Annotated in this window: 20 protein-coding genes; 3 read left to right on the top strand and 17 right to left on the bottom strand. The window is 63.3% G+C overall.

What is annotated here, in order from left to right; all coding sequences use genetic code 11:
- Nucleotides 1–271: 271 nt before the first annotated feature.
- Genes KVP10_RS03450 through KVP10_RS03500 form a run of 11 tightly spaced genes read right to left on the bottom strand, consistent with a single transcriptional unit; the run spans nt 272 to nt 10,005 of the window.
- Nucleotides 272–982 carry an IclR family transcriptional regulator gene (locus KVP10_RS03450; RefSeq protein WP_217963771.1) on the bottom strand — a complete coding sequence of 237 codons (711 nt, stop codon included), beginning with the start codon at nt 980–982 and terminating at the stop codon, nt 272–274.
- Between the two features lie 11 nt (nt 983–993).
- Complete coding sequence (locus KVP10_RS03455) at nt 994–1,881, bottom strand: NAD(P)-dependent oxidoreductase (RefSeq protein ID WP_246600313.1); 888 nt, start codon at nt 1,879–1,881, stop codon at nt 994–996.
- A gap of 41 nt (nt 1,882–1,922) precedes the next feature.
- Nucleotides 1,923–3,383 carry an aldehyde dehydrogenase gene (locus KVP10_RS03460; RefSeq protein WP_217963089.1) on the bottom strand — a complete coding sequence of 487 codons (1,461 nt, stop codon included), beginning with the start codon at nt 3,381–3,383 and terminating at the stop codon, nt 1,923–1,925.
- A gap of 21 nt (nt 3,384–3,404) precedes the next feature.
- Nucleotides 3,405–4,211, bottom strand: a complete 807-nt coding sequence (locus KVP10_RS03465; RefSeq protein ID WP_217963090.1) for an N-acyl homoserine lactonase family protein — start codon at nt 4,209–4,211, stop codon at nt 3,405–3,407.
- Between the two features lie 2 nt (nt 4,212–4,213).
- Nucleotides 4,214–4,927 carry an ABC transporter ATP-binding protein gene (locus KVP10_RS03470; RefSeq protein ID WP_217963091.1) on the bottom strand — a complete coding sequence of 238 codons (714 nt, stop codon included), beginning with the start codon at nt 4,925–4,927 and terminating at the stop codon, nt 4,214–4,216.
- Nucleotides 4,914–5,696, bottom strand: coding sequence for an ABC transporter ATP-binding protein (locus tag KVP10_RS03475; RefSeq protein WP_217963092.1), 783 nt, complete (start codon nt 5,694–5,696; stop codon nt 4,914–4,916). Before KVP10_RS03475 ends, KVP10_RS03470 begins: the two co-directional genes overlap by 14 nt.
- Nucleotides 5,693–6,613: a branched-chain amino acid ABC transporter permease gene (locus KVP10_RS03480; protein ID WP_246600314.1), complete on the bottom strand. Its 921-nt coding sequence runs from the start codon at nt 6,611–6,613 to the stop codon at nt 5,693–5,695. The genes KVP10_RS03475 and KVP10_RS03480 overlap by 4 nt, the downstream gene beginning before the upstream one ends.
- Before the next feature lie 55 nt (nt 6,614–6,668).
- Nucleotides 6,669–7,538, bottom strand: a complete 870-nt coding sequence (locus KVP10_RS03485) for a branched-chain amino acid ABC transporter permease (protein WP_217963094.1) — start codon at nt 7,536–7,538, stop codon at nt 6,669–6,671.
- An 18-nt stretch (nt 7,539–7,556) separates the two neighbouring features.
- Entirely contained in the window at nt 7,557–8,726 is a 1,170-nt protein-coding gene (locus KVP10_RS03490) for an ABC transporter substrate-binding protein (protein ID WP_343218683.1), read from the bottom strand.
- Nucleotides 8,723–9,592, bottom strand: coding sequence for an alpha/beta fold hydrolase (locus KVP10_RS03495; RefSeq protein WP_217963095.1), 870 nt, complete (start codon nt 9,590–9,592; stop codon nt 8,723–8,725). The genes KVP10_RS03490 and KVP10_RS03495 overlap by 4 nt, the downstream gene beginning before the upstream one ends.
- Complete coding sequence (locus KVP10_RS03500) at nt 9,589–10,005, bottom strand: hypothetical protein (protein WP_217963096.1); 417 nt, start codon at nt 10,003–10,005, stop codon at nt 9,589–9,591. Before KVP10_RS03500 ends, KVP10_RS03495 begins: the two co-directional genes overlap by 4 nt.
- Nucleotides 10,006–10,328: 323 nt before the next feature.
- Here KVP10_RS03500 and KVP10_RS03505 point away from each other — a divergent pair, with 323 nt between their 5' ends.
- On the top strand, nt 10,329–11,081 hold the full coding sequence (locus tag KVP10_RS03505) for a carbonic anhydrase (protein WP_217963097.1): 753 nt from the start codon (nt 10,329–10,331) through the stop codon (nt 11,079–11,081).
- Nucleotides 11,082–11,232: 151 nt separating this feature from the next.
- On the opposite strand, the gene KVP10_RS03510 is transcribed toward KVP10_RS03505, so the two are convergent.
- Nucleotides 11,233–12,867 (bottom strand): 4-hydroxyphenylacetate 3-hydroxylase family protein, encoded by a 1,635-nt coding sequence (locus KVP10_RS03510; RefSeq protein ID WP_217963098.1) that lies wholly within the window; start codon nt 12,865–12,867, stop codon nt 11,233–11,235.
- Between the two features lie 93 nt (nt 12,868–12,960).
- On the opposite strand from KVP10_RS03510, the gene KVP10_RS03515 reads away from it, so the two are divergent.
- Together KVP10_RS03515 and KVP10_RS03520 are read left to right on the top strand one after the other, a co-directional pair.
- The gene (locus KVP10_RS03515; RefSeq protein ID WP_217963099.1) at nt 12,961–13,632 is read left to right on the top strand and encodes a TetR/AcrR family transcriptional regulator; all 672 of its coding nucleotides are present in this window, start codon (nt 12,961–12,963) and stop codon (nt 13,630–13,632) included.
- 111 nt (nt 13,633–13,743) lie between these two features.
- Nucleotides 13,744–14,712, top strand: a complete 969-nt coding sequence (locus KVP10_RS03520) for a Bug family tripartite tricarboxylate transporter substrate binding protein (protein WP_217963100.1) — start codon at nt 13,744–13,746, stop codon at nt 14,710–14,712.
- Nucleotides 14,713–14,983: 271 nt separating this feature from the next.
- Here the strand turns inward: KVP10_RS03520 and KVP10_RS03525 are convergent, their stop codons facing one another.
- From KVP10_RS03525 to KVP10_RS03545, 5 genes are all read right to left on the bottom strand, one after another.
- Nucleotides 14,984–15,643: a FadR/GntR family transcriptional regulator gene (locus tag KVP10_RS03525; RefSeq protein WP_217963101.1), complete on the bottom strand. Its 660-nt coding sequence runs from the start codon at nt 15,641–15,643 to the stop codon at nt 14,984–14,986.
- 81 nt (nt 15,644–15,724) lie between these two features.
- Nucleotides 15,725–16,594, bottom strand: coding sequence for a fumarylacetoacetate hydrolase family protein (locus KVP10_RS03530; protein ID WP_217963102.1), 870 nt, complete (start codon nt 16,592–16,594; stop codon nt 15,725–15,727).
- 76 nt (nt 16,595–16,670) lie between these two features.
- Nucleotides 16,671–17,375 (bottom strand): molybdate ABC transporter substrate-binding protein, encoded by a 705-nt coding sequence (locus KVP10_RS03535; protein WP_217963103.1) that lies wholly within the window; start codon nt 17,373–17,375, stop codon nt 16,671–16,673.
- A gap of 70 nt (nt 17,376–17,445) precedes the next feature.
- Nucleotides 17,446–19,686 carry a xanthine dehydrogenase family protein molybdopterin-binding subunit gene (locus KVP10_RS03540; RefSeq protein ID WP_217963104.1) on the bottom strand — a complete coding sequence of 747 codons (2,241 nt, stop codon included), beginning with the start codon at nt 19,684–19,686 and terminating at the stop codon, nt 17,446–17,448.
- A complete protein-coding gene (locus KVP10_RS03545) occupies nt 19,679–20,182 on the bottom strand; it encodes a (2Fe-2S)-binding protein (protein WP_217963105.1) in 504 nt (167 codons plus the stop codon). Before KVP10_RS03545 ends, KVP10_RS03540 begins: the two co-directional genes overlap by 8 nt.
- Between the last annotated feature and the right edge of the window lie 24 nt (nt 20,183–20,206).

The following is a 20,206-nucleotide window of genomic DNA, read 5'->3' on the forward strand; positions in this document are numbered from 1 at the left end:
TATGAATACATCTCGGATTCCTAAGATAGAATCTACTGGGGACATCGGTATTCGCTCCATTAAGCTCGTTCTTCGCAAAAACAAGTTTAATGAATACCGCTTGTCCCCCGTTCATGAGGAAGAGCCGAAATTCGTAAGCGCTTTCTTTGTAAGCACTTTCCGTCAGCGCTGGTCGACCCGCACGGATAGAGGCGATATGGCTGAGGGGGGTACTTTCCCAGAATCGCGGTCGACGGCATATCCGTGTTTGTCCACACCCGCCAATAGCCGCCTATTCCAACGGCCAGTGACCGCCCAGCGCCTTGGTGGCGGTGGAGGCCGTCTTGCGGATAATGGCAGACATTTCCTCGATGGCTTTCGGCCCGAACCGTTCTTTGGGCCCCGAAAGCGAGATGGCGCCACAGAACTCGTTGCCAGCCGCAAAGACCGCGCAGGCCACAGCCGCACAATTGGGGTCGCGCTCTCCGAGTGAAATGGCGACGACGTTATCGTGTGACGGCACCAGACCGGTACCGCGGAAGGCCCGAATGAGTTTTCCGGCTGCGCCATAGTCCAACGGCAACAGATCACCCTCCGAGATGTGGTCGAGCGTCGAATGGCGCGAATCGATACGTATGACGCACATGCGGTGCTGGCTGTCGTGGTATACATGGAAAGAAGCACTTTCCGTGCCAATGGCGATCAACTCTTCGAAGAGCGGCACCAGCACCTGGTTCATGCGGTAAGAGGATTCGTAGCGGCGGCCGAGCTCTCGGGCGTAGGGTCCCAGCGCATATCGCCCGCCTGACAGGCGGACGATCAGCGCAGCTTTTTCAAGCGAGGCGATCAGACGCAGCAACGTGCTTTTGTAAAACCCCGTGCGCCGCGAGAGATCGGCCAACGAGATCGGTTCTTTGACCTCTGAGACTGCCGCTACGATGGCCAATGCGCGATCCACAGCGGCAACCCCGCCGCCTTGATCCTGAGATGTGCCTGACGCCATGTCCACTAAGTTTACTTTCCTTCGAATACCAGACTGATGGCCGGGGCATATAAGCTGCCGTGCCCCGCCGCAATCGCCTTCTCGAAGCAGTCTATCAGGTTCTGCGCACCCGTGGCATCCACCCCCACATGCTGCGCCAAGGCCTGGGCGTACTTCAGATCCTTGAGCGCATAGGCCACGGGGAAGGCTTGTTCGGGGAAGTCCTGCGGCACGATGGACTTGAAGCCATGATTGCGCAGCGCAAAGCTGTCTGCGGATCCTTTGGACAACGCCACGAAGAGCTTTTCGGGGTCGACGCCCGCCCGCGCGCCGATCGCCCGTGCTTCGCTCAAGGCCAGTACCGTCTCGTACAGCACCATGTTGTTCAGTAGCTTCACGACCTGGCCCGCTCCGATTCCGCCCATATGATTGACGTCGGATGCAAAAGTTCGGATGAACGGCTCTATTGCGTGGAAAACCGCATCCGAGGCGCCCACCTGCACTGCGAGCGTTCCGGCCTCCGCAGCCGCGCGCGTGCGCATGATAGGCGCGTCGGCAAACAGAATGCCGCGTTCTTCGAGCTTGGCGCCCAATTCCCGGGTCAAGTCGAGGGGCGACGTACTCAGATCGACGATGATTTGCTCGGCGTGGCATTCCGACAACAAGCCGCCCTCGCCTTCGATGACCTTGCGCACGACGTCGCCGGACGGCAGCGACAAGAAGATGATGTCGGCCTTTTGGGCCATGTCGTGAACCGTGCTTGCGACGACGCCGTGCGCCGCCAAACGCTCGATAGGGGCGGCATTGCTGTCGTATGCGAGTACGGTGACTCCACTTTTGGTGGCCAAGTGACGACACATGGGTTCACCCATGACGCCCGTGCCGATGAAACCTATGGTCTGGATGTAGTTCATAGCCATTTCTGTACCTCTTTTGATTCCGGTGGGTCGAGCAGCGTGCGTTACACCCCCATGCTCCAATAAATACCTTTCGTCTGCTGGTACAGTCGCATGCCGCCTATACCCTTTTCGCGGCCGATACCGCTGTTCTTGAAGCCGCCGAACGGCGTGGCAATAGAAAGTTGCTTGTAGGTATTGATCCAGACCACACCTGCCTCCAGGGCGCGGGCAACGCGCCAGGCACGGGGGTAATTACTGGTCCACAGCCCGGAAGCAAGCCCATAGACCGTATCGTTGGCTTGTGCGATGAGATCCTCTTCGTCGTCAAAGGGCAGCGCGCACAGTACCGGCCCGAATATTTCCTCGCGCACGGCGGTCGCCGAATTATCCAAGCCATCAATGATGGTGGGCAGATAAAAAGCACCGTGCTCGAATTCTTGCCCATCAGGACGTTTTCCGCCCAACAAGGCGCGTCCGCCTTCATCGAGCGCGGTTTTCACGAATTTCTCGATGCGCTCGCGGTGTCCGAAGCTCGCGATGGGCCCCATTTGCGAGTCCTCGGCCGCCGGCTGGCCGACCCTGATTGCGCCGGCTCGCTTGACCAGCATGTCCATGAGCTTGCCGTAGATGCTACGTTGCACGAACAGCCGTGAGCCAGCCACGCAGGATTGGCCGCTGCCCTCGAAGATTCCGTCGACGATACTTTCGACAGCGGCCTCGAGGTCTGCGTCATCGAAAACGATGTGGGGCGACTTGCCGCCCAGCTCGAGCGCAGCCGGGATGAGGCGCTGGGCAGCGGTTGCGCCTATCAGGCGCCCGCTTGCCGTGCCTCCTGTGAAGGACACCATGCGCACGCCGTCGTGTTCGACGAGCGCTTTGCCCGTCACCTGCCCATTGCCGGTGAGGACGTTCAGGATCCCCGGCGGCAATCCCGCTTCGAGCGCGAGCCTGCCCAGTAGCAGCGCCGCCGACGGCGTGACCTCCGATGGTTTCAGTATCACCGCGTTGCCGGCCGCCAGCGCTGGCGCTACCTTCTGCGCCTCCATGGTAAGCGGCGAATTCCAAGGGGTGATGGCGGCCACTACGCCATAGGGCTCGTACACCGTCATCGACAGATAGTTGCCGCGCGCGGGGGTAACGTCCGATCCCTGGGTTTCACAAACGGCAGCGAAATAGCGAAAGGTTGCGGCGGCGCTGGCGGCCTGTTTCTTGCATTCGACCCAGACTTTTCCGTTCTCGGCCATCTGGATGCGCGCAAACTCGTCGCCGTGCTCGACGACCAGTGCCGCGATGCGCTGCAGCAGCTGGGCGCGCACATGAGGCAGCATGTCGCGCCACGCAGGCCGGGCCGCCGCTTCTTTGGCCGACGCGACGGCAGCGTCGACTTGGCCAGTCCCCGCCAGCGACAATTGGTAGTTCAGTGCGCCATTGGCCGGGTTGATCGATTCGAAGGTCTCAGTGGCGTCGGTAACCCATTCCCCGTTGATGAGCAGGGGTTTGGGAGTGGAAGTGGCAACTGGCATGTGGGAGATTCCGTTACGAGTTCAGCGGGGAGACAGATGCAGCAGGCAGGTATTGATGTCCGCCTGATGCGCTGGATATTTCTTGAGAACGTCCGGGTCATGCCCAGGGACGATGTGATCAGGACTGGAGGCCACGGCTTTCAGCTGGCCATAGCCGGCGAGCATGTCCGCCACGTTGTAGACAATTGGAAAAGGCCTCTCCGCATCCATGTTCTCGTAGTAATGCGATGCGTCGGAGGCAAGTACTACCTGGCCTCGCTGCGTCGAGACACAGACAGATTGCAACCCTTTCGTGTGGCCGCCGATTTTCAGTGCGCGTACGCCGGGCGCGACGTCGCCGTCGCCCTCATGAAAGACTACGCGATCGGCATAGACGTGGCGTACCAGCTCAACGATGTCTTCGACCGCGAATGCATGCCTCATGGGCGCGAAGCACATGCAGCGCCCCGTGGCGTATTCGACCTCCGCATCCTGTATGTGAAAGCGCGCATTGGGCAGTCTGTCGAGATTCCCCGCGTGGTCGTAGTGCAGGTGCGTGATGATGACGTCTTCCACCTCTTCCGGGCTTACGCCCACCGTCGCCAGCGCGTCGATCGGATCCTGAATCATCGCTCGATCGCGGATCTTGGCGGTTGCGGCGTTGAAACCCGTATCCACAAGAATGGTCCGCGTGTCCGACTTGAGCAGCCATACGAAGAAGTCCATAGGCATGGCGCTGTCGTGCGGATCTCCCCCGATGAAATTGTCGCGCCGCATTCTTGGCATGTGCGCGTACCGGATGGCGTAGACCTCGTAGGTCGGTACGGCTTCGGTCAAGGTCGCGTTCATGATCAGACTCCCAGGTAGGCCTTCTGGACGAAGGGATCGGCGAGCAGTTCGGACCCCTTGCCTGCCCTGATGATCTCACCGTGCTCGAGGGCGTAGGCCTGGTGCGACAGACGCAAGGCAAGGCGAGCGTTTTGTTCCACGAGGATGATGGATATTTTTTTGTCGCGGTTGATCTGTTCGATGGCCGCTGCGATTTCCGCGACGATTTTTGGCGCGATACCGAGAGAGGGTTCGTCCAGCATCAGCAAACGGGGGTTGGCCATGAGCGCGCGCCCGATGGCCACCATCTGCTGCTCGCCCCCCGATAAAGAGCCGGCAAGCTGTTTGCGCCGCTCGAGCACGCGCGGGAAAAGCGCGTAGATTTCGTCCAACACGCGGCTGACGATAGTTTTGTCCCGAACGCCGTAGGCGCCCGTCAGCAAATTGTCCAGTACGGTCATGCGCCCGAATAGGCGCCGCCCTTCCGGCGACAGTGCAATACCCGCGCGGACTCGATTGGCAGGAGAAGCCGAGGTAATGTCCTCGCCCTCGTAGCGCAGGGTTCCGCCGGAGGGGAAGGTGAGGCCGACGATGGCTTTGAGCGTCGAGCTTTTGCCGGCGCCATTGGATCCCACAAGAGCGACGATCTGGCCTTTTTCCACGCTGAAACTGATTTTCCGGACTGCTTCCAGTCGTCCGTACGAGACGGTCAGGTCCTTAGCTTCAAGCATGGGCATATTCCGGGGCCCCCAGGTAGGCTTCAATAACGGCTTCGTTTTGCCGGATTTCTTCCGGCGTCCCTTCCGCGATCTTCTCGCCTTGAACCAGAACGACGATCCGGTGGCACAGCTCCATGACGAGCGCCATGTGGTGCTCCACGAGCAGCAGGGTCAGGCCGTGCTCGTCCCGCAGGCGCCTGAGGAGCGTCGTGAGGCCCTTGCATTCTTCGTGGTTCAGGCCCGCTGCCGGCTCATCCAGCAACAGCATCTTCGGGCTGGCAGCGAGGGCAACGGCGATACCCAGGATCTTCTGCACGCCATAAGGCAGGTTGCCGGCCAGCGCATCGCGCCATGGCTGCAGGCCCGTCATCCTGAGGATTCTGTCTATTTCATCGGAGACTCGCTCCATGGAAATACCACGGTCGCAGCGACCGACCAGAAGGCCGACCAGCGATCCCGAGATGTGAGACAGCATCCCTCGGTAGATGTTGCCGGCAACCGTCAAGTCCGGATAGGTCGAGGTGGATTGGAAAGTCCGCGCCAGGCCATCGACCACCACTCGGCTGGGCGGCCCGCCGGAGATATCTTTCCCCTGGAAAATCACCTTGCCGGCTGTGGGCGGCTGGGTACCCGTAATGACGTTGAATGCCGTCGTCTTGCCGGCACCGTTAGGGCCGATGAGACCGACAATCTCACCCCGGGATACATTGAACGAAAGGTCGTGCAGCGCCACCAGGCCACCGAATCGGCGCGATATTCGCCGGACCTCGAGAATGGTCGTCGTCATGCCTTAAGCCTCGTGCCGAGTTTGCGAATGGCCTGCGGAAAGGCGGCGAGGCCTTCCGGGAGAAAGCGCAGAATCAGGATGAGAGCGGCTCCGTAGAAGATATGCTGGGTCTGGACCGCACCGCGAAACAGCTCGGGTAGCGGGGTCAGGATGATGGCCCCCGCTAGGGGGCCCCAGTAGGATGCGCGGCCGCCGATCACCAGCATGATCAACAAGTCGATGGAAATCCCGACGTTGAAGGATTCGGGCGAGATATAGCCTATGTAGTGAGCCAGCAGGATTCCGCCGAGCGCCGCGAGCCCGCAGCCGATCACGAACGCCAGGACTTGCAAGCGATGGACGCTCAGGCCTGTGGATTCCGCGAGCGACGGGTTGCTGGCCACGGAGTCTATGGCTTGGCCCAGCGGTTGACGGAAGAGCCGCCGGATCAATAAGGTCGAGACGATCGCTATGACGAGGGTCAGGCTGTAAATGCGGGTTCGAGAATCGAATACGAATCCGAACAGCTCGGGCGGCGCGATGTTCGTGATGCCGTTGGCGCCTCCGGTCACGTTGGAGAAATCCAGCAGAACCAGGCGGATCAACTCGCCGAAGGCGAAGGTCACCAGCACGAAGTACACACCCTGCAGCCGCAGGATGATCCAGCCGAGTATCAGCGCCACCAGCATTGTCGCGGCAACGCCGATGAGCACGGACAACAGGAGCGGAATACCCAGTTGCGTCCCTGCGAGCACGGCGACGTAGGCGCCGATTGCCATGAAGGCGGCATGGCCCAACGATATCTGGCCCGAACGGCTGATCATGGCCAAGCCGTTCACGACCAGAATGTTGAGGGTGCTCAATATCGCCAGATGCAGGATGTAGGGACCCGAAAACCACGGAATGACGGCAATGATCGTAAAAATGACAACGCCCATGGCGGTTCCGCCTGGCCTCATGACGCGGTCCGAATATGTGGACGAGGAATTCATCTCATGCTTCCCCTTGGCCCAGAATGCCCTTCGGCCTGACGACCAGCATGGCGATGACGATGAGGAACACGAGCATGTCCACCGCACTCCCCGTGAACAACAAGCTTCCATAACTTTCGGCGAGGCCGAGTGCGAGGCTGGCAACGGCGGCGCCTGGGATGCTACCCAGCCCGCCCAGGATGACGACGATGAAAGCCTTGATGAGCGGCGAGGCGCCGATGAATGGAGAAATCGAGAACAATGGCGCCATCAACGCCCCCGCGACGGCAGCCAGGCCTATCCCGATGCCGAACCCCAAGGGGTAGTAGACCTGCGAGCGGATACCCTGGATCGAGGCGACTTCGAAATTTTCCACGACGGCGCGCAGGGCCCTGCCCGGCCCGGATTTTTTCAGAAATAGATACAGCAGCACCAGTACGCCGAGCGCGAAGATGACGACGTAGACCCTGGACGTGGGGACCGCGATTTTCCCGAATCGGGTGACGCCCTTCACGATGGATGGCATGGAGTATGGGTCGGGGCCGAACAGCATCAACGCGAGATTCTGCAAGATCATCGCGAGGCCGATGGTGGCGATCATCCCGTTGAGTTCGTCGTTGCGGAATGGCTTGAGTATCAACCACTCCAGCAGCGCTCCCAGGACGACGGCGCCCACGAAGGTCGCCGCCAGCGCCGGCAGGAACGGCAGGCCCAGCGAGGCGGTCATAAAGTAGGCACTAAAAGCCCCCAGCATATAGAACTCGCCATGCGCGAAGTTCACCATGCGCATGACGCCGAAGACCAGGGTGAAGCCCACCGACATCAGCAGGTACAGCAAGCCGACGATCAAACCGTTGACCGCGGCCTGAGCAATCAGGATGCTCCAGTCCATGACCGTGTTTCCTTGCCTTTATTTGCAGCCTTCCACAGTGCAGGTGGCGCGAATGATTTCCTTTCCATCCTGCACTTCTGCGACATAGAAGGGGGCGTTCAGTTGGTGGTTGATGCCGTAGACCTTCTCGCCGGTCCAGTTCAGCGTGCCCATGGCACCGGAAAAGTCTTTGATGCTTTCCAGCGCTTTGCGCACCGCGTCCGTATCGGTCACAGTGCCGGCCTTCTGCATCGCTTCAAACAACATCCTGGTTCCATCGTAGAAGGCAGGACTGAAGCCGTTCATCGCGTGCTTGTAGGTCGCCGCATATAGATCCGCATAGGCCTTGGTGGAGGGCAAGCCGGGATTGATCGGCGTGTGGACGAACATTCCCTGAGTGGCTTCTTTTCCTGCAACCTTGACGATCTCCTGCGTCGCAGGGCCGCCGGTGCGCACGATCTTTCCCGTGAAGCCCATCTCGCGGGCCTGCTTGGTGATCAGGCCGGCCGTTGTGGGGGAATTGCCGTCCAGTTCAATTGCGTCGATGCCGCGCGCGACCATGCGAGTGAGTAGCGGCACGAAGTCCACCCGGTCCCGTTCAAAGAACTCGGTGGCGGCCAGATCAGCGCCCGCCTTCTTGTATGCGGCCGTTAGGTCTTTGGAGATCTGCTGCCCCGTCTCATCGTTGGGGAACAGCGCGCCCACTTTCTTGATGCCCTCGTGCTTGACCAGCCAGTTGATCTGCGGCTGCGCGACCTCGACTGTGGTCACGTTGGGACGGAACGTGTATGGCTTGTCCTTGCCCAGCGCTTTAGTGGTAAAGCCCAGCGTCATCACGATGACATGGTTTTTTTCGGTGATGGGCTGAATGGCGAGCACCGGCGCAGAGCCGGTCGGCCCGATGATGTACTTCACTTTGTCGTCGAATACCAGGCGGTTGGCAACCGTTACGGACTCACTAGCCTGGTATTTGCCGTCGTAAGGGACGATAACGACTTTATATTTCTTGCCCGCGACCTCCAGGCCGCCTTTCTTGTTGACTTGGGCGGCCGCCAATTCGGCTCCGTTCTTCATGCCCTGGCCCCATGAGGCACCGGGCCCCGAAAGAGCGGTTAGCGAGCCGATTTTCAGGACATTCGTATCTTGTGCATACGTAGAAAGCGGAAGTGCGAATCCAGCCATCACCAATACGATGGGTTTGATGTTCATGCGGGTCTCCTATGGGTGTTGTGATTACCGATTTCATCCAGTACGGGCAGAATGTATTTTCGAAACTGGCCGGGATTCTCGCTCATCGGAAAATGCCCGAGTTCCTTCATGATGGTCACGGATGCGCCCGGAATGGCAGACGCGGTACGGAGGGTATCGGCCGGCGAACACGAGAAGTCGTATTCCCCGGTCAACAGATACAGAGGGCAGGCCGCGGTGTCGATTCCGCCCAGCCGCCCGCGCAGGTCACTGTCCACCCGGTAGAAATAGAGATCGCCCTTGAAGACCCCGGGGCCGCTTTGCATGTACTGCCAGAGCGTTTCGTGCCGATAGCGGGCAGGCGACTGTGGCGCAACGAGTCCCGAAACCAGAGCAGCACACACTTCGCCGCCGTGTATGTCGTTTTGATTGAGCCAGGCCGTGTCATACCACGGCTGCTGGTAATCGGCGGATTCGACGCCGATGAGCGCCCGAAAGCGGTGACCGTGCGCGTGCGCGAGCTGCAGAACGATGCGCCCGCCAATCGAGCAGCCCATCAAGGCTGGACGGTCCAGCTCCATGGCTTCGCAGAAAGACAGAATCGTTGTGACGTAGAGCTCGGTGGTTAGTTCGTATTCCGCAGCTTCCCATCCTGCTGGCGGATATGACTTTCCATGCCAGGGCATGTCGAAGGCCAGCACGCGGAAGCGCGACGTGATGGCCGGGTCATTCAGCATGTGCCGGTATTGGCGGTTGTCCGCGCCCGCCGTATGCAGGCACACCAACGGAATTCCGGTGCCCGCTTCCTCGAAGTAGATACGGCAGTCGTGTCCGTCGATCGTGCAGTTGAGATAGCGCCCGACTATGGGTTCCAGCAGTGCCTTCATTTCTGTGAGCCTCTTCCGATGGACAGCAGGTCTTTGACGAATTGCAGGTTGGCCATCAGGGGCTTCAGGCTGCCCTCTATCGTCATTTCGCCGTTGCGTGCTAGTGCGAACAGATCGTGGCTTCCGGGAAGAGGGATCTCTTGCCAGAACCGTTGCCAGGCACCGGCCGCCGCGCGCACCGAGAAATCGAAGCGTTGCAGCGGCGGGAGATCTGCTTTGCGCTTAGTGGCGACCACCCGTCCGTCCCGGACGTGCGTGATGAGCTCAAGCGAGCCAAACCCCACCAGCATGATGAAACAAGCCGCCTTTGGCCTGGAAAAAGACGGCACAAGCTCTAGAAAGCGTTGCGTTAGCGCTTCCTCGATCTTGGTTTCGTCGGATTGGCGTGCGCCCTCGTCGAATGTGTCCGTCATCTTTTGTTCTCTCTGACAGAATAATCGTTCTTTTGTAGAGAACAAATATAGGAGTGACGCAGTTCCGCTGTCAATAGCAAAGAGACGGCATTAGGGAAACTCACTAGAGACGGGGCGCTCGACCTGCCACCGCTAGCCGGGAGCTGAATCCCACCATCCCCCGTCGGAATATCCCCTCCGCTCCGCATCCGCTGACGAATGCGCACGCGTGCGCAAGTGCTGCAAAATGATGTAGTTGAAGAACCGTTTCGGCCTTATGATTTCGCCATTGAATTCGCGTGCGATACGGGTGCGAAGAAACGGAGTTTTTTGAGGAGCGTTGCATGTGCGATTCCCATACCCGTGCGCCCGGAGCGGCCGAGCCCACTCGCCGGCTATTCCTGCGCACGGCCGGAGCTTCGGCAATCGCTGCCGCCGGCGCGGGCCTGCTGCCAGCGAATGTCGCGAAGGCGGCGCAGGATGCGGCGCCGCCCAAGCCGCAAAATGCGATCTCGCCGGATGCAGCCGTGCAGCGCCTGATGGACGGCAACGCCCGATACGTATCCGGGGCGAGCACTTGCCACGATTTCACGCACGAGCGCGAGGCACTCAGCGGCGGGCAGAATCCCTACGCCGCGATACTGGGCTGCGCCGATTCGCGCATCGCTCCCGAATACGCTTTCGACAGCGCGCGCGGCGATCTCTTCGTGGCACGCGTGGCGGGCAACTTCGTCAACGACGACGTGCTGGGCAGCCTCGAGTATGCGGTCGCGGTGCTCAAGGCGCCTGCGATACTGGTGCTGGGCCACGAAAAGTGCGGTGCGGTAAGCGCGGCCGTGAAGGCCGCGGCCGGCGCGACCTATCCCGGCATGATCCAGTCGCTCGTGACAGCCATGCAGCCTTCGATCGAGAAGGCCAAGGCCGGCAAGGGGAAGGGGGATCTGCTGGAGGCCGCGACCGCGCAGAACGTGCGCGACAGCATGGCGGCCCTGCATGCACGCTCGGCCATCATCCAGGACGCCGTAAAGGCCGGCAAGCTGAAAATCGTCGGCGGCGTCTACCGCCTGGCTACCGGCAAGGTTGATCTTCTGGGCTGAGAAACCCGCCGGAGGCCCCGGTAGCGATGACTGGGGTTCGAACAGCGGCGCCCCAGCAACTGGCGCCGGCAATAGGCGCCCGGTAATAGGCGCCCGGTAACAGACGCTCGACAACAGGCGTTCCTATGACAGGCGTTCCGATAAGCGGCGCTCAGGTCGTCGGCACACGGGTGGCCGATCTTCCAGCGGCCGTCGCTTCGGCGGCTGCAGAACCGTTACTTTCCCGGGCCTGCGCAGGCGCCCCCGGCAGATCCACCATGATCGGCGTGCCCGGCACGGTGCAGCCCTGGGCGCAGCACCGGCCCGGCTGGACATTGCGCGTGATCGCGCGCTCGGGGTCGGGCGACAGGCCGCGCTGCAGCAGCCGCTCGACCAGTTGCACTTTCGAGCCCACGGGGTAGTTCCGGTAGATCTCGCGCTTCATGGCCTCGGGGGAGCCGCCGCCGTGCAGGCTGATGACGGAGTACCAGCCGCCCTGGTACGAGGCGGTCAGGTCTTCGATGAAGCGGGCCGTCTCGATGCGCTTGTCGTAGGGCACGTCGGGGTTGGCGCGCAATACGTCCTGCAGGGCCGCCGCGGTCTGCGGGTTGTGGTCTTCGTCAGGGCCCGGCAGCGCCACCACCAGGCCGCCCGACACGTAGTGCGCGATCCGGTGCATGTCGTAGATCTGGGTGGCCAGCAGCAGCTTGCCGATGTTGGCGAACACCGGATCGGGCATGAAGCTGTCCGCCGTCTCGTCGCGGCGCGCATAGACCGAAGCCGCCACGCCGCAGGCATAGAAGCCCTCGACCATTTTTATGAGATCGACCATCTGGTCGCGCAAATGCGGCTGCTCGCCGGGGTCGAAGCCGTTGGCCTCGCACATCAGGGCCCCGGCGCCTATGAGCAGGTCGCCGAAGCCGGCGCGCGCGCCGATGCAGCTATGGCGATGGTGCGTGGCATAGTTGTAGGTGAGCTGGCCGCTGTGTTCCCATTCGCCGGCATAGAAGACGCGCTCCCAGGGCACGAACACCTGGTCGAAGATCACCACGCCGGTGGACTGCCCGTATTTGCCCGAGAACAGCGCGGCCTTCTCGCCCGGACGGCCCGCGGGACGGGCGACGATGGTCACCCCCGGGGCGTCGGCCGGCACGGCGCAGCACACCGCGAAATCGGCATCCTGTACGCCCATGTTGCGACAGGGCATCACCAGGAATTCGTGCATATAGGGCGCGCCGGTGACGATGGCCTTGGTGCCCGAGATGTGTATGCCCTTGCCGTCGCGCCGCGTGATGTGCACGTAGGTATCTGCATTGCCCTGCTCGTGCGGGCGCTTGCTGCGATCGCCCTTGGCGTCGGTCATGGCCACGCCCAGCGTCAGGTCGCGGTCCTGCACCTGCTGCAGGTAATGGGCGAAGCGCGCGCGATGCTCGGTCGAGCCCCTGGCATCGTCGATGCGGGCCGCCACCTGGTGTATGGCGTTGAGCGCATCGTGCGTCAGGTAGCGCTGGGCGCAGCCGGTTTCCTGGCACACCAGGCGCACCGCCTCGAGCTTGTTGAGCAGGTCGCCGCTGCTGGTATTGATATGCAGCAAGCGGTTGACCGTCTTGCCGCTGCCGGCCTGCACGGCCGTCATGATGGCGGCATATTCGGGGCGCAGTGCGTAGTCGTAGGTCAGGCCCACGGCATTGATGCCGGGACGCAGGGCCGGCTCGTCGGCCACCGAGTCAATGAGCCGGCCATCGACGAAAACCCGGGGACGATATAGACGCAACGACTCTGCATAGTCGTGGGATGTCATTTGCATGGCGGGCTCCTGGCTCTGATTCATGGCGTACAGGCTAATTTTGTACAACGTTCAATTAATTGTCAATTGTTCATTCATATGGCAAGATGGCGCATGACCCAAGCAGATCCGCAAGCCATACCGAGCAGCGCGGCGCCGCGCGACAAGCAGCGGCACGCGCGGCGCGCGGCCGTCAACGAGGCCAAGCGCACGCATATTCTGGCCGCCGCGCGCGCCGTGTTCCAGGAGCGCGGGCTGGAAGGCGCCAACCTGCGCGAAATTGCCCGCCGCGCCGGGTATGTGGCGGGTTCCATCTATTCCTACTTCGATTCCAAGGAAGCCATCTACGGGGCGCTGCTGGCCGAGTCGCTGGAACGCCTGAACGCGGCCGTCGCCGCAGGCGCGCCCGAAAGCCGGTCCGCACGCGAGCGGGCGCGCGGCGCCGCGCGGGCTTTTTATGATTTCTATGCCACCAATCCGCGCGACCTCGACCTGGGCTTCTATCTGTTCGGCGGCATGAAGCCGCAAGGGCTGACGCCGGACCTGAACGCAGCGCTGAACGCCCGGCTGCGGGACGCCCTGGCACGCTTCGGCGGCGCGCTGCGCGAGCTCGGCATGCCCGAACCCGCGGCGCGCTCCGAGGAAGCCGCCTTCTTCGCCCACTGCGTCGGCCTGTTGCTGCTGGAAAATACCCGGCGCATCAGGATGTTCCAGGAAGATCCCGGCAAGCTTTGCGATGCCTATATAGAACGGGCTGTCGAACGCGCCGAGGCGGGCGCGGCATAGGCCGGCTCATCGCGCGCGGCATCCGGCCTGGGCGCGAGCCCGCCCCGCGACCGGCTATGCTTACGGTTTCGTCCGACACACCAAAAATCATCCAATAAGGGGAATTCCCACATGAAGAAGCATTCCATCGGCAAATCCCTGCTGCTCGCGGCATTGCTCGGCGCATCCAGCCTTACGCTGGCTGCATATCCCGACAGGCCGATCACCCTGGTCGTGCCCTTCCCTCCCGGCCAGGCCACCGACATCTTCGCCCGCGCCGTCGCCCGCAAGCTGGGCGAGGCCGTCAAGCAGTCCGTGGTGGTCGAGAACAAAGCGGGAGCCGGCAGCAATATCGGCATGCAGTACGTAGCCCGCGCCAAGCCCGACGGCTATACCCTGGCGGTAGGGGGCAGCGCCGCGGCGGTCAACCAGACCCTGTACAAGAACCCCGGCTACAGCCTGGAACACGACTTCATACCGGTCAGCGGCATTTTCTCGGTGCCTCTGGTTTTCCTGGCCAATCCGAAAAGCGGCATCAAAACCCTGCAGCAACTGGTCGCCACCGCCAAGGCCCAGCCCGACCAATTGGCCTACGCCAGCGCAGGCATAGGCGGCACGCAGCACCTGTCGGCGGAAATGCTGAAAGACGCGGCGGGCATCAAGATACGCCACATTCCCTATAAGGGCAGCGGCCCCGCCCAGGCCGATTTCCTGGGCAACCAGGTGCCGCTGATGGTCGACTCCGTCACGGCCGCGCTGCCCCATATAAAGGGCGGGCGCGCGACCGCCCTCGCAGTCACGACCAGCCAGCGCATCGACCAGTTGCCCGATGTGCCGACGGTGGCCGAATGCGGCTACCCCGGTTTCGAGGCCATAGGCTGGGCCGCCCTGTTCGCGCCGCACAACACGCCGCCTGAAGTCGTGGAATTCCTGAACAAGAAAATCGTCGACATCCTGAACTCGCCCGACATGAAAGAGATGTTCCACAAGCAAGGCGCCCAGCCCATGCCGCAGGCGCTGCCCGCGGCGCGGCAATTCATCAGTACCGAAATCGGCAAGTGGGGCAAGGCCGTGAAACAGTCCGGGGCATCGGTGGACTGAGCCGCGCTGCGGTCCGCGGGCGGGGGCGTCGCCGCAACGGCGACGCACACGGGCGCCTCGGCCGCGAGCATGGCTAGGCTGGGCCGAGCCGGGCCACGTCACGTCACGCCATGCCATGCCATGCCGCCGGCCAGTGAACATCACTCTCCAGCTTTTAGCGTGCATTCGGTCCAGACGTTTAAGGGCTTGTCTTCGCAGCACGACATGCGGCGGGCGCGGCAAAAAGGCCGTAAGCCTTTGCGCCAGGCTGGGCCCAACCGCCAGACAGCGTTCAATTGTCGAACAGATTGCTCTGTATCTGTTCCAGGTGGCGCTGCATCTGCGCCCGGGCCTCGTTCAGGTCGCGGTTGAGCAGCGCCTCGTAGATGGCGCGGTGCTGGTCCTTGTACTGCCGCAGCCGCTCGGGCGTGAGCGACTGGCGCTTGAGGCGGCCCCACTCGGCCTCTTCGCGCACGCGGTTGGTCAATTCCAGTATGTGCAGGAACAGGGAATTATGTGTGGCCACGGCGAAAGACCTGTGCAGTTCGCCGTCCCAGCGTTCGAATTCCTGCACCGACTCGGCCTGCTCGGAACGCAGCAGGCATTCCTCCATGCTGCGGAAATCATGCGCATTGGCGTTCTTCACGATCAGCGCCGGCATCAGGGGCTCGATCAGCAGCCGCGCCTCCATGAGTTCGGCCGGGCTGGTATAGAGCTTGCCGTCATCGACGCGCTCTTGGCCGGCGGCCGTCACGAAGGTACCGCTGCCCTTGACCTGGGTAATCAGCCCGCGCTCGCGCAAGCGGCCCAGGACCCGGCGCACAGTGCCCCGCGAAATCCCGAATTGCTCGCACCAGGAACGTTCGGGGGGCAATCGGTCACCCGGCGCCAGGCGGCCGCTGCCCAGCGCATCGGATAAATACTGCTCGAAAGCCTTGACCCCTGAAGACATAAACACTCGCTGACTGGAATTGGCCCGGGATCGGCGCCGCGTGCACACGGCGGCCGCCCCGGATATGTACTGGGACCAATTCTAGACAAATTTGTTTTCTATGACACCGATGCCCTGTATTTCCACGCGCACGCGGTCGCTGCTCTTGAGATAAGTGGGCGGCGTCATGCCCATGCCCACGCCGGCCGGAGTACCCGTGGCGATGATATCGCCCGGATAGAGCGTGATGCCGCGCGAGCAAGTCTCGATCAGGGTGGGAATGTCGAATATGAAATCGCGCGTGCTGGCATTCTGGCGCACCTGGCCGTTGACCTGGCACGACACCTGCACATCGGCGGAATCGATCTCGTCGGCGGTCACCAGCCACGGCCCCATCGGGCAGAAGGTATCGAAGGACTTGCCGAGGTCCCATTGCTGGTGGCGCATCTGCACGTCGCGCGCCGTGACGTCATTGACTATGGTGTAGCCGAATACCTGTTGCAGGGCCTGGTCGCGGGCCACGTTCTTGCACTGCGCGCCGATCACCACGGCAAGCTCGGCCTCGTAATCGATCTGCTCGGAAATGCCCACGGGCAGCGACACATCGTCGTAGGGGCCGGTCACGCACTCCGGCACCTTGGAAAACACGATAGGCCACGACGCGACATTCTTGTCGTTTTCCTTGAACACCGAAGCGGACAGTTCGCGGGCGTGGGCGTGGTAATTGCGCCCCACGCAGAATATATTGCGGCGGGGCCGCGGAATGGGCGCCTCGAGCCTGACGTCGGCCAGGCGCAGCGTCTGGCCCAGGCGCTCGCGCACATAGTCCGCAAGGCCGTCGCGGCCCACCAGCGCGGCCACGCCCTGCTCGGCCTGCGCCCCGTCCAGGCGCAAGGCGCGCAGGCTTTGCAAATCGTCCGAGACCAGGCCCACGCCGCGCTGCCCTTGATACATATATGTCGCCAATTTCATTGCACTTCCTTTGCTTTTGCAGATTTGTCGATCGAGGGGACGGCGGGCGAGCCGCTCGCCCCGAATACCTGGATGGTCACGAGGCCAGGCCGTTGCGGCGCTTGAACTCGTCGAGCCTGGGGTCGCACAGCGCGTCGGCCAGCGCCCTGGCCAGGTCGGGCAGCCGGCATCCCACCGGAATCCCGTAGGTATAGATGGTGTCCAGCGCGCAGGCCTGCGGCAGCCGCGCCACCAGCGTCACGCCGGGGGTGTACAGGATCTCGGTGACCTGGGTGCAGCCCACCGAACCGCGCAGCCCCTGCTCCGCCATGGTCCTCATGGCGGTGGCGCCGTTGGGAAATTCGTGGATCTTGCCGCGGATGGCCTCCAGGATGCCGAGCCGCTCGAACACCCGCTTCATGTGCCCGCCCGCGGTCGATTGCGTCATGTCGGGCACGTATATGCCGCTAGCCTGGCGCAGCGTGGCGGCCAGCCCCTCGGCCTGCGCGATGTCCGGCGGCTGCGCGCCATCGAGCACCGCCAGCCCGGTGCTGACCACGCCCACATCGCGCAGGCTGCCTTCGACCAGGCTGCCCTCGCTGTCCAGCCCGTCCATCAGCACGCGCGACAAGATCAATGCATCGCAAGGCTCGCCGGCCAGCACGCGCTGCTTCATCAGGCCCACGGCCCCGAATTCGCCGAGCAAGCGGCAGCCGTATTCCTGCTCGAACCGCGCCTGCACGTGGTCGACCAGGCCGTGCGCGGCGCCGCCGCTGAACAATCGAAGATCCATCAGGGTCATTGCATCACCTCATCGCCTCTGGTTTTTCCTGTTGCCTGAAAATTTGCATAACTGCTCGCCTCGTCATCGATCAAGAATCCGCCTCGCCCTGGATCGCCCGCGTGATCGCCTCGGGAGTCAAGGGCAGGCTGCGCACCCTTACCCCCAGCGCCACGCGCAGCGCATTGCCGATGGCCGCGGCGGTCGGGCCCAGCGAAGGCTCGCCCGCGCCCACCGGCGGATGGCCCGCGCCGGGCAGGATTTCCACGCTGACCCCGGGCACCTGAGAAAAACGCAGGATCGGATAGGTTTCCCAATCGCCGTCGACCAGCCCGTATGCGTCGAAATGCGCTTCCTCGAACAGGGCCCAGGACGTGGCCTGGATGGCGCCCCCTTCGATCTGCTGGATCACGCCCTCGGGGTTGATGACCTCGCCCACGTCTACCGCAATGTACAAATGCCGCACGCACACTTCATGCGTGACCTCGACCCGCGCCACTACTGCGCAGTAGGCGCCATGCGTCTTGTAGCGGGCAAAGCCCAGGCCCAGCCCCGTGTCGGGCGCGGCATCGCCCCGGGCATGCCAGCCCGCCATCTCGCAGGCTTTGCTCAGCACCGCGGCGGCGCGCGGGTCGTTCACGTTGTCGAGGCGGAACTGCAAGGGGTCGCGCCCGCAGGCCAGCGCGATGTCGTCGATCATGGCCTCGATCGCAAACACATTGCCGAAGGCGCCCAGCGCCCGCTGCGCCGAAGCTCGCAAGGGCAGGCCGTCGACGCGATGGCACGCCAGCTCGCTGCAGGGAAAATCGTACAAGGGCACGAGATTGCGGTCGGCCCCGCCGCCCGAGGCCGGCGGCGCATTCACGGCCGCTCGCGCAGGGAAGGGCTGCTCCGTGTACCAACTGCCCAGCAGTGTCGGCGTATCGGCCCGGCCGGGCCGCAGGCTGTGTCCCGGCCCCCATACGGTATGCCGCCAGTCCAGCACCCTGGCATCGGCGCCGACTTCCGCCTCGATGCGCATGGCCATGGGCGGCCCCATCGGCGACCAGTTCAACTCGTCGGCGCGCGACCATTGCAGCTTCACCGGGCGGCCCGGCATCTGCCGCGACAGCCATACCGCATCGTATGCGGCATCGTCGGCGCCGTTGTGCCCGTAGCAGCCCGAGCCGGGCACATGCATGACTTCGAGCCGCGCCGCATCGACGCCCAGCGCCAGGCAAAGATCGGCCTTCAAGTTATGGATGCCCTGGGTGTGGCTCCAGACCTGCATGCTGCCGTCGTCGCGAGTCCAGGCCCAGGCGCAGGAAGGCCCAATCGACGCGTGCTTGATATAGGGCTTGAAGAAGTCGCCCGAGTACAGCGTCGCGCCGGGCTTGCGCACAGGCCTTGGGCCGCCGCTGGCGGGCCCATCGTGCAAGGCGCGGGCATGGGGGGAATCCTGCTCCACCACGGTCGACGACCCCGCCGCCCTCGACCAGCGCACCGTCTTGCAAGGCTGTGCGCGCAGCCACTGTTCGAGCCCCGCTTGCGGCGGCAGCAGGGGCGCCCGGCTCCAGTCGGCCGCGGCCGCGATCTGGCGCAGGACGCGCTCGGCAATGTATTCCTGTTCGGCCACGACGCCCAACAGAGAACCGTCGCGCGCCACCGCCAACACCCCCGGCTGCGCGCGCCAGGCGGCCAGGTCTAGCCGGCCCAGGACGGCGCCGGGCGAAGGCGGGCGCAACACCCGGCCGTACGCCATCCCCTCGAGCACCATGTCGTGTATGTAGGAATAAGAGCCCTCGACCTTTTGTTCCAGGCCCATGGGCCTGGCGCTAGAGCCCACATAGTCGCGGCGCGTGGACATCCATTTCGGCGCCATGAGCTCGACGGGAACGTGCAAGTCGACGCGGCCGGCAAGCTGCCCATAGCCGCCCCTGTCCTGGCCGGCGCAGACAAAGCGCCCGTCACGCAGCGAAACCGAGGCCGGGTCGCGGCCGCAATCGCGCGCCACGGCCCGCATGAACAGGACCCGGGCATGGGCGCAGGCGGCGCGCAACGCCAGCCCCGAATGCTGCACCGACAGGCTGCCCGAAGTCATGGACTCGTTCGGGCCGCGCCCCGTCGTGGCTGCATGCATGCGTATGGCGGCCAGGCTTACCTGCAACTCGTCGGCGGCGATCTGCGCCAACGCGGTGACGATGCCCTGCCCCAGTTCGACCTTGCCCGTATAGACATCCACTTGCCCGTCCGCGGCAAAACCGAGCCAGCTATCCAGGTAGCGGTTGGCCTTGAGACTGACCGGCAGCTCGCCGGCCACGGGCTCGTGCGCGACGGCGAACGCGCTACTCACGGCCGTGCTCCGCCCAGCGCGCAGCAGCGCCGCGCACGGCCCGCAGGATGCGCAAGTGCGATCCGCAACGGCACAGATTGCGATCCAGGGCCGTGCGGACCTGGGCCTCCGAAGGCGCCGGGTCCGCAAGCAGCAGGCCGACGCAAGCCATCACCATGCCGGAAGTGCAATAGCCGCACTGCGCGGCGTTGTGGCGTATGAATTCCTGCTGGACGCAGCGCGCCAGCGCCAGGGACTTCGCGCCTTCTATGGTAGTGACGCGCTTGCCCGACACCGACCAGGCCGGCGTGTCGCAGGCCGGCACAGCCCTGTCGTCGACCAGCACGGTGCAGGCCCCACACAGGCCCAGCCCGCAGCCGAAATGGCTGCCGCGCAGGCCCAGCTCTTCGCGCAGCAGGTCGAGCAGGCTGCGGTCCGCGTCCACGTCGAGCCGGCGCGGCTCGCCATTGACCACGAATTCCAGCGCCAGCGGCGGATTGCCATTGCTCTGCGACATGCCTGCCATCCATCGACGAAAAAA

Origin of the sequence: Candidimonas humi (genome assembly GCF_019166065.1) — a bacterium.
In the GTDB taxonomy this organism is placed as follows: Bacteria; Pseudomonadota; Gammaproteobacteria; order Burkholderiales; family Burkholderiaceae_B; genus Candidimonas; species Candidimonas humi.